The 8,790-nt window shown below is 70.5% G+C and carries 8 protein-coding genes and 1 pseudogene; 8 read left to right on the forward strand and 1 reads right to left on the reverse strand.

Translation table 11 applies throughout. The annotated features are described in order from the left end of the window. On the forward strand, nucleotides 1-685 hold a 685-nt coding region (locus ACWCO3_RS26565), incomplete at its 5' end, for a hypothetical protein (RefSeq protein WP_450012614.1). A gap of 134 nt (nucleotides 686-819) precedes the next feature. Here ACWCO3_RS26565 and ACWCO3_RS26570 read toward each other — a convergent pair. Beyond that, a complete protein-coding gene (locus tag ACWCO3_RS26570; RefSeq protein WP_358163604.1) occupies nucleotides 820-1,191 on the reverse strand; it encodes a hypothetical protein in 372 nt (123 codons plus the stop codon). Nucleotides 1,192-1,281: 90 nt separating this feature from the next. On the opposite strand from ACWCO3_RS26570, the gene ACWCO3_RS26575 reads away from it, so the two are divergent. The 7 genes and pseudogenes from ACWCO3_RS26575 to ACWCO3_RS26605 form a co-directional block, all read left to right on the forward strand. After that, nucleotides 1,282-2,991, forward strand: coding sequence for a hypothetical protein (locus tag ACWCO3_RS26575; RefSeq protein WP_450012616.1), 1,710 nt, complete (start codon nucleotides 1,282-1,284; stop codon nucleotides 2,989-2,991). 164 nt (nucleotides 2,992-3,155) lie between these two features. Next, nucleotides 3,156-3,818 (forward strand): hypothetical protein, encoded by a 663-nt coding sequence (locus ACWCO3_RS26580; RefSeq protein WP_450012618.1) that lies wholly within the window; start codon nucleotides 3,156-3,158, stop codon nucleotides 3,816-3,818. A 153-nt stretch (nucleotides 3,819-3,971) separates the two neighbouring features. After that, nucleotides 3,972-4,973, forward strand: coding sequence for an N-acetyl-gamma-glutamyl-phosphate reductase (gene argC, locus ACWCO3_RS26585; RefSeq protein WP_450012620.1), 1,002 nt, complete (start codon nucleotides 3,972-3,974; stop codon nucleotides 4,971-4,973). Nucleotides 4,974-5,028: 55 nt separating this feature from the next. Then, nucleotides 5,029-6,201, forward strand: coding sequence for a bifunctional glutamate N-acetyltransferase/amino-acid acetyltransferase ArgJ (gene argJ / locus ACWCO3_RS26590; RefSeq protein WP_450012622.1), 1,173 nt, complete (start codon nucleotides 5,029-5,031; stop codon nucleotides 6,199-6,201). Continuing rightward, nucleotides 6,198-7,103: an acetylglutamate kinase gene (gene argB / locus ACWCO3_RS26595; protein WP_145783605.1), complete on the forward strand. Its 906-nt coding sequence runs from the start codon at nucleotides 6,198-6,200 to the stop codon at nucleotides 7,101-7,103. Before argJ ends, argB begins: the two co-directional genes overlap by 4 nt. Further along, complete coding sequence (locus tag ACWCO3_RS26600; RefSeq protein ID WP_450012625.1) at nucleotides 7,100-8,329, forward strand: acetylornithine transaminase; 1,230 nt, start codon at nucleotides 7,100-7,102, stop codon at nucleotides 8,327-8,329. Before argB ends, ACWCO3_RS26600 begins: the two co-directional genes overlap by 4 nt. Then, a pseudogene (locus tag ACWCO3_RS26605) lies at nucleotides 8,326-8,790 on the forward strand (ornithine carbamoyltransferase); the annotation flags it as partial. The gene ACWCO3_RS26600 and the pseudogene ACWCO3_RS26605, both read left to right, overlap by 4 nt.

The following is an 8,790-nucleotide window of genomic DNA, read 5'->3' on the forward strand; positions in this document are numbered from 1 at the left end:
CCGCGTGGCGTGGACTACCCAGCAGGCGGGCGACGGCGAGCTGGCGATCGTGCCCCGCGAGGTGTCAGAGTCTCGTGTCATCGGTAGGTTCGTGCCGGAGCTGAACAGGCGGCTGCGTAACCACAACAGCAGCCGCCTCCCCGTTGCCCGAATCCGACTCCGGGTGGCAGTGCATCAGGGTTTGGTGCACCTGGACGGTGCGAACGGCTTCCCTGGCAACGCCGTCGTCTTCGTCTGTCGCCTGTGCGAAGCCGATCCCGTCAAGAAGGCCCTGGCAGCCTTTCCCGAGGCCGGGGTGGCGCTCGTCGTCTCGACCGAGATCTTCCGGGACGTGGTCAGCGAGTACCCGGAAGAGATGCGGCCCGAGCGTTTCGTGCGGATCGAGGTAGCCCATCCGGACAAGGAGTTCCGCGAGTACGCCTGGCTCTGTGTGGTGGACGAGGATCTCAGCGGCACCTCGATCCCGGGCGTCGTGCCGACCGTTGGGGACGGCCCTGCCCAGGCCGTGGAGAAGCCGGCGGACAACCCGGAGGTTAAGCCAGCCGACAGCGGAACAGGTCACGGCGGGATCCGTACCGGCGACATCCGCGTCAAGGGGCAGAACGCGATCGGCGAGGGTGCGACGGCGATCGGCTCGGTCGGTCGCGACGCGAACTTCGGCACGAGGCGAGGCGATCCCCGATGATCGGTCAGCACCTTCCTGCTTCCGCTGGCACTGAGCGGGATCTGGAGAATCTGCACGACGTGTCGGATGAGCGCTCTGTCGATGGCCCGTTCGGTGACCCCGGCGATGGTGTGCTCGGCGCATCGCAGGACGGATCAACAGTCAGGGATTCCGTCGATGGCCAGGATGAGCCGGGCTCGGCGGAGGAACCCTCCGAGGAGCCACCGGCGGAGGAGGCGGACGAACCTGAAGACCTTCTTGACCCTGCGGACGTGTTGCGTCGGCTGGCCGGGCTGCTGGGTGGCTCGGGCGGTATTGATGTCGGCGATGTTCAGGTTCAGGGGCAGAACGCCACCGGTCATGGCGCCGTCGCGATCGGGACGGTCAACCTCACCACTACGCGATCCGACGGCGCTGGGCGCGTCTGGTTCGAGACACTTGTCGAGGCGAACGTCCGGGAGACTGCCAGCGGGTACGCGTCCACGCCCAGTGACCAGCGACTCGACCACTATCTCCAGCATCAGCACCTGGTGTGCCTCTCCGGGTCGGTCGGGAGTGGACGGTTCACCTCGGCCACCCTGGCGGTGGCCCGCAGGCACGGGTTCGACCGGGTCTGTGTGCTCGGCGGCGTCGATCAGTTGTCCGATCTGCTCGGCGCGGGGGCGTCGTTGCCCGCAGGGCACGGCTACGTGGTCCGACTGAGCGATGTGGTTATCCGCGCGGTCGACGGATTCACACTGGTGGCGTTGGCTGCCAGGGCCGCGACCTCGGGCACGACGGTGGTCCTGGTCGGTGACTTCAACCAGCGGAAGCACGACTTCGTCGGCCACGTCGTTGATCATCGCCCGGCCCCGGCAGCCGAGGTGTTTCGGGCGCAACTTCGCCATCAGCTCCGAGGGCAGTGTGTCGGCTGGTGCACGGACACCTGCGACGGACGCTGCCTGGAGCGGTATGTGGATCTGGACTGCGCCGGACACCCACTGTTGTCGGCCTACCTGGCCGGAGAGCCACGACCCAGCGAGGTCCTGAAGGTCGTTGCGACGATCGCTCCCACCGTTCCCAAGGCTGGTGCACTGACCGAGCGGCTGGAGCGGTTTCTGCCGCTTCAACTCCGGGAGCGGGCCGTCGAGATCCTCGACGTGCGACGCGGCGGCGAAGAGATCGACGGGTTCACCAACGACGAGGTGCGCGCGTTCCGCCTCTCCTGCGCCGTGCTGGCCGGGCAGCCCGTGGCCGAGATGTACGAGGCAGCTCGACGTCTGGCCCGATGGGACTTCCAGGAGGTGACGCCGATAGGTGCACCCCTCCGCAGCTCGGCGATCGACGCGCTGTTGGGGCCGACACTGAGCCAAGTCGTCGCACGGGTGCCCGACTCGCGTGTGCCGGGCGGGTGCCGGATCGACTTCCCGGCGGGCACCGAGTCGATCCGGTCCGCATTGCTGGAGGTCGCCTGGACTGACTGGTGGTCGCCTGGACAACTCCTCGACTGGCTCGCAGACCTGATCCGAGGGGGCCTTCCGCCGGTCCGGCAGGCCGCCGCCGGGGCCATCGGATGGTCGGCGACGCGCGATGTGCAGGCGGCCCTCGACAGGGTGGGGGAATTGGCCCGGGAACGGCGGGCTGGGGTCCGACAAGCGGCAGCGATCGTGCTGGTCGCCATGGCCATGCAGCCGGCGTTGCGCTATCGGGTCCGCGCCGAGCTCGATCAGTGGGCCGCCGGGCCGGCAGCGCATCTACAGGACACCGTGGCGCGCGCGTACGGCCTCGGGTTGGCCCGGCTCTGGCCGGACGCGGCGTTGACGCAGTTGCGCCAGGTCGCGCAGGCCCGGATGCAGCGGCGGAACAACTCCGTCGTCCGAGGACTGGTAGAGGTTTATCAAAACGGTCATGCTGCGAGCGTCGTGCCGGCCCTGGTGGACTGGACTGCGTCCGCTGACCCCGAGGTGCGACTCCACGCCGCGCGGACCCTGCGCGTGCTCGCGGACCGTTGGGCGGAACCGCCGAGAGAGCGCTGGCCGCAGCTGCTGCACCTGGTCGATCACGGAACGATTCGTCTTGTCGACCTGGCCGTGCTCTGGGCGGTCGCCCTCAGCCTGCCGAAAACGGCGTACCGATCGTGGCGAACCCTTGGCTTCTGGTTGGACCGGGCCGACCGGCAGCCAGCCGTCGCCGGTCACTGCCTAGAGCTCGTGCGTCACGTGATCGCCGGGCAGCCTGCACTGCGTCATCGCCTGGACCATCAGCTCCACCACGTGTGGCGTCCCGTGATGCCCCACAACGACCTGCTCGACGACGTACAACGCCTGATCTATGAGGAGACGCGATGACCATGGGTCCCGCCGGTGGTCCCGGCACGAGACCATTCGTACCCCCACAGATGGAACGCCGTCGTTGGTGGCATGCGCTCTTCCCACCGGCTGAGCTCCCCCTTCCTCCCGCCCCGCCACCGCCGGTCGTCCCCGCCACGGTGACGTTCCGTCAGGAGGCCCCGGTGCCGATCCTGGTGCCGGCGAAGGGGGACGCGTTCGACTTCCGCCTGCACGTCGTCTACAACTGGACCGCGCAGAACATGACCTACGAGGAGCTCCGGTTCCGCGCGGAGCGCTACCTGGGCTGGGCTGCCGGGATAGTGCGGGAGCGGGCGGTGGACCTGGGGCGCGAACACGAACCCCACCGTTCGCACGATCTTGAGCGTGCGCTGAACAATCGTCTCAGTGGCCAACGCTGGCCTCGTGAGGGTTCCCTGCCGTACTTCGGTGTACTCGTCCGCGTCAGCCCCGACGAGCGGGTCCGGGAGCGACTCCGGCCGTACTGGGAGGACCGGATCAGGCTCGAGTGTGATCACGAGTTGCAGAAGATTAGGGCGACCCAGGCGGATGAACTGACTCGCCGCTGGTGCGCGGTGCTGCAGAATCTCGAGGACGACCCGGTCACCTCGCACGCGGCGCGGCTGACCGGTGAGCAGTTCGCCGAGGTGTTCCGGCGATACGTGGAGGAACGTCGGGAAACCGTGCCCGATCTCGTGAAGCTCCTTCGGGAGGCGGTCCGAGGGCATGGCGATCTCGGTATGGGGCCGAGCGAGTACACGGAGGCATGGGACGCTGCCCTCAGAACGTATGAGCGGCAGCACGGGCTGTCCGGGCGGGAGAACTGACGGCGTGTCCTCTGCCGGGGACCACCTGGCAGAGGACACGCGGCCCTGCGATCGGAGCAATTCCTCTGCTCATTAGCATGCAGTAGACTGCATGAACTTGCACTCGTGAGTCGTCCTTGTTAATCTTCTCTGCATAGTCATGCGGAGGTGAGTATGGGGATCCGAGTCGCGATCGCCGGTGCGAGCGGCTACGCCGGGGGTGAGTTGCTTCGCCTGGTCGCCGGGCACCCGGAGTTCGACCTGGTCGCCGCCACCGCGCACAGCCAGGCCGGGCACCGCGTCGACGCGGTGCACCCCCAGCTCACCGGCCTCGACTTGGTGCTCGGCACGACCGACTCCGCCACGCTGGCTGACGCTGACCTGGTCTTCCTGGCCCTGCCGCACGGCGAGTCGGCGGCCCTCGCCGCGCAGCTGCCGGCGGAGGTGCGCGTCGTCGACCTCGGTGCCGACCACCGGCTGGCCGACCCGTACGCCTGGGCGCAGTACTACGGCGGCACCCACGCCGGGCAGTGGACCTACGGCCTGCCCGAGCTGCCCGGTCAACGGGAGTTGATCGCCGGCTCGACCCGGGTGGCCAACACCGGCTGCTACGCCGCCGCGATCACCCTGGCGCTCGCGCCGCTGATCGCCGACGGCGCGGCCAACCCGGCCGACGTGGTGGTGGTCGCCGCCTCCGGCACCTCCGGGGCCGGCCGCGCGGCCAAGGCGCATCTGCTGGCCAGCGAGGTCATGGGCGACCTGTCGCCGTACCGTGTCGGCACCCACCAGCACGTACCGGAGATCAAGCAGGCCTCCGGCGCGACCGGGCTGTCGTTCACCCCGGTCCTGGCGCCGATGCCGCGCGGCATCCTGGCCACTGTCACCGCGGTGCCGGCGCGCGGCGTCGACCCGCAGGAGGTGCTGACGCGGGCGTACGCGGACGCGCCGTTCGTGCACGTGCTGCCGGAGGGCCGCTGGCCGCACACGGCCGCCACGTTGGGCTCCAACTCGTGTCACCTGCAGGCCACCGTCGACGTCGACTCGGGGCGGCTGATCGTGCTCAGCGCGCTCGACAACCTGGGCAAGGGCGCCGCTGGTCAGGCCGTGCAGAACGCCAACCTCATGCTCGGTCTGCCGGAGACGACGGGCCTGTCGATCTGGGGGGTCAGCCCGTGAGCGCGAGGAGTGCAGCGCAGCGGAGCCCCGCAGTCGCGAACGAAAGGCAGGCGCCGTGAGTGTCACCACCCCTCGGGGGTTCCGGGCGGCCGGCGTGGCCGCCGGGCTCAAGGCCAGCGGCGGCGCGGACGTCGCGCTGGTGGTCAACGACGGCCCGGACGCCGGTGTCGCCGGTGTCTTCACCACCAACCGGGTCAAGGCCGCGCCGGTGCTCTGGAGCCAGCAGGTCGTGCAGGGCGGTGTGGTCCGCGCGGTGGTGCTCAACTCCGGCGGCGCCAACGCCTGCACCGGCCCGGCCGGTTTCCAGGACACCCACGCCACCGCCGAGCACACCGCCGCCGCGCTGACCTCGGTCAGCCCACGGCTGATCCTCGGTGCCGGTGAGGTCGCGGTCTGCTCGACCGGTCTGATCGGTGAGCGGCTGCCGATGCCGAAGTTGCTGCCCGGCGTCCGGTCGGCGATCAAGGGGTTGTCCCGGGCCGGCGGCGCGGCCGCCGCCGAGGCCATCATGACCACTGACACCCGGCCGAAGACCACCGTGGCCCGGGGCAGCGGATGGACGGTCGGCGGCATGGCCAAGGGCGCCGGGATGCTCGCGCCGGGGATGGCCACCATGCTCTGCGTGCTCACCACCGACGCGGTGGCCGGGCCGGCGACCCTGGACGAGGCGCTGCGCGCGGCGACCCGGGTCACCTTCGACCGGGTCGACTCCGACGGTTGCATGTCCACCAACGACACCGTGCTGCTGCTGTCCAGCGGCGCGAGCGGCATCGAGCCGACTCCGGCCGAGTTGGCGGCCGCGGTCACCGCCGCCTGTCACGACCTGGCCCAGCAGTTGGTGTCCGACGCCGAGGGCGCGACCAAGGAGGTCGCCATCGAGGTGGTGAACGCCGCCGACGAGGACGACGCGGTCGAGGTGGGCCGTACGGTGGCACGCAACAACCTGGTCAAGACCGCGCTGTTCGGCAACGACCCCAACTGGGGCCGGATCCTCGCCGCCGTCGGCACGACCGCTGCCGCGTTCGACCCGGACGAGGTGGACGTGGCGGTCAACGGGGTGTGGGTGTGCCGGCGTGGCGCCGGGGCCGAGGACCGCTCGAAGGTCGACCTGACCGGGCGGGGCGTGACCATCCGGATCGATCTGCACGCGGGTACGTCGGCGGCGACGATCTGGACAAACGACCTGTCCCACGCGTACGTGCACGAGAACTCGGCGTACTCGACATGAGCCTCAGCACCGATCTCGCCCGAGCCCAGGTCAAGGCGGAGACGCTGATCGAGGCGTTGCCCTGGTTGGCGCGTTTCTCCGGTTCCACTGTCGTGGTCAAGTACGGCGGCAACGCGATGACCGATCCCGAGTTGCAGCGGGCGTTCGCGGCCGACATGGTCTTTCTGCGCTACGCCGGCCTGAAGCCGGTGGTGGTGCACGGCGGGGGTCCGCAGATCTCCGCCATGCTGGGTCGGCTCGGCATCGCCAGTGAGTTCCGGGGTGGCCTGCGGGTGACGACCGCCGAGGCGATGGACGTCGTCCGGATGGTGCTGGTCGGGCAGGTGGGCCGCGAGCTCGTCGGTCTGATCAACTCGCACGGCCCGTACGCCGTCGGTCTTTCCGGTGAGGATGCCCGGCTGTTCACCGCGGTGCGGCGCCCGGCGTACGTGGACGGGTTGCCGGTCGACGTGGGTCAGGTCGGGGACGTCGAGTCGGTGGACGTGTCCGCGGTGACGGACCTGATCGAGGCCGGTCGGATCCCGGTGATCTCCACGGTGGCGCCGGACGTCGACGGGGTGCTGCACAACCTCAACGCGGACACCGCCGCCGCCGCGTTGGCGATCGCGTTGCAGGCTCGCAAGCTGGTCGTGCTCACCGACGTCGCCGGCCTGTACGCCGACTGGCCGGACACCACCAGCCTGGTCTCCGAGATCGCCGCGGACGACCTGGCCACGTTGCTGCCCAGTCTGGAGTCGGGAATGGTGCCGAAGATGGAGGCCTGCCTCCGGGCGGTGCGTGGGGGAGTGCCCGCCGCGCACGTCGTCGACGGTCGGGTGGCGCACTCCACGTTGCTGGAGGTGTTCACCTCGGAAGGGTTCGGAACGATGGTGGTGCCGGGAGACGGGATGGTCGCGTCGTGAGCACGTTGGGGCAGCGCTGGAAGCAGTCCATGATGGACAACTACGGCACGCCGCCGCTGGCGCTGGTCTCCGGCGTCGGTGCCGTCGTTGTCGACGACACCGGCCGGGAATACCTCGACCTGGTCGGCGGCATCGCGGTAAACGCCCTCGGTCACGCCCATCCGGCCGTGGTGGCGGCGGTGTCGAAGCAGGTCGCGACCCTCGGGCATGTCTCCAACCTCTACGTCGCCGAGCCGCCGGTGGCCCTGGCCGAGTTGTTGTTGGCGCTCGCCGGCCGGCCCGGCCGGGTCTTCTTCGCCAACTCGGGCGCGGAGGCCAACGAGGCGGCGTTCAAGCTCTCCCGGCGCACCGGTCGCACGCACGTGGTCGCCACCAGGGGTGGCTTCCACGGCCGCACCATGGGTGCGCTCGCGTTGACCGGTCAGCCGGCCAAGGCCGATCCGTTCCGGCCGCTGCCCGGCGAGGTGACCCACGTCGACTACGGCGACGTGGCCGCTCTGGAGGAGGCCGTCTCCGACGCCACCGCGATGCTGATCGTGGAGCCGATCCAGGGTGAGAACGGTGTGGTCGTCCCGCCGGCCGGTTATCTCGCGGCGGCCCGGCGGATCACCGCCCGGCACGGGGCGTTGCTGGTCCTCGACGAGGTGCAGACCGGCATCGGTCGTACCGGGCACTGGTTCGCGCACCAGGCCGAGGGCGTGGAGCCGGACGTCGTCACCCTGGCGAAGGGTCTGGGCGGCGGGTTGCCCATCGGCGCCACGCTGGCCTTCGGCCCGGCGGCAGACCTGCTCACCCCCGGCTCGCACGGCACGACGTTCGGCGGCAACCCGGTCAGCTGCGCGGCGGCGCTCGCCGTGGTGGCGACCATCGCCAACGAGGGGCTGCTCGACAACGTCAAGCGGGTCGGTGAGCGGCTGCGCCGGGGCATCGAGGCGCTGGGCCACCCCCTGATCGCCGGAGTACGCGGCACGGGGCTGCTGCTCGGCGTGGTGCTCACCGCGCCGGTGGCGTCGGTGCTCGCCGACGCCCTGCGGGAGGCCGGCTTTCTGGTGAACCCCGTGCAGCCGGGTGTGCTCCGGCTGGTCCCGCCCCTGATCCTCACCGCCGCCCAGGCCGACGCGTTTGTCGCCGCGCTGCCCGCCGCACTGGACGTGACGGCCCCGGCGGCCGCCGGCGCGGCACTCGCACCCACCACGCTGACCACCACCACAGGGACGACTCGATGACCCGGCACTTCCTGCGCGACGACGACCTCTCACCTGCCGAGCAGTCAGCGGTCCTCGACCTCGCGGAGCGGATGAAGGCGGACCGGTTCGGTCACCGGCCGTTGGTCGGCCCCCGCTCGGTGGCGGTGCTCTTCGACAAGCAGAGCCTGCGGACCCGGATCTCGTTCGACGCCGGGATCGCCGAGCTGGGTGGGCACCCCCTCGTCGTGGACACGCAGGTCACCCACTTCGGCCGGGGCGAGTCCCTCGCCGACGCGGGGCGTGTGTTGTCCCGCTACGTCGCGGCCATCGTGCTGCGCACCCACGGCGACGACCGGATCGCCGAGGTGGCGGCGGGGGCCAGCGTGCCGGTGGTCAACGCGCTCACCGACGGCTTCCACCCCTGCCAGCTGCTGGCCGACCTCTTGACCGTCCGGGAGAGGTGTGGCGGCACGGCCGGTCGCACCCTGGCGTACGTGGGG

This window comes from Micromonospora sp. NPDC002411 (assembly GCF_053592955.1).

What these genes read in the sequence shown, in the direction of transcription:
- argC (WP_450012620.1), top strand. Translation starts at nt 3,972, where the DNA reads ATGGGGATCCGAGTCGCGATCGCCGGTGCGAGCGGCTACGCCGGGGGT.
- argB (WP_145783605.1), top strand. Translation starts at nt 6,198, where the DNA reads ATGAGCCTCAGCACCGATCTCGCCCGAGCCCAGGTCAAGGCGGAGACG.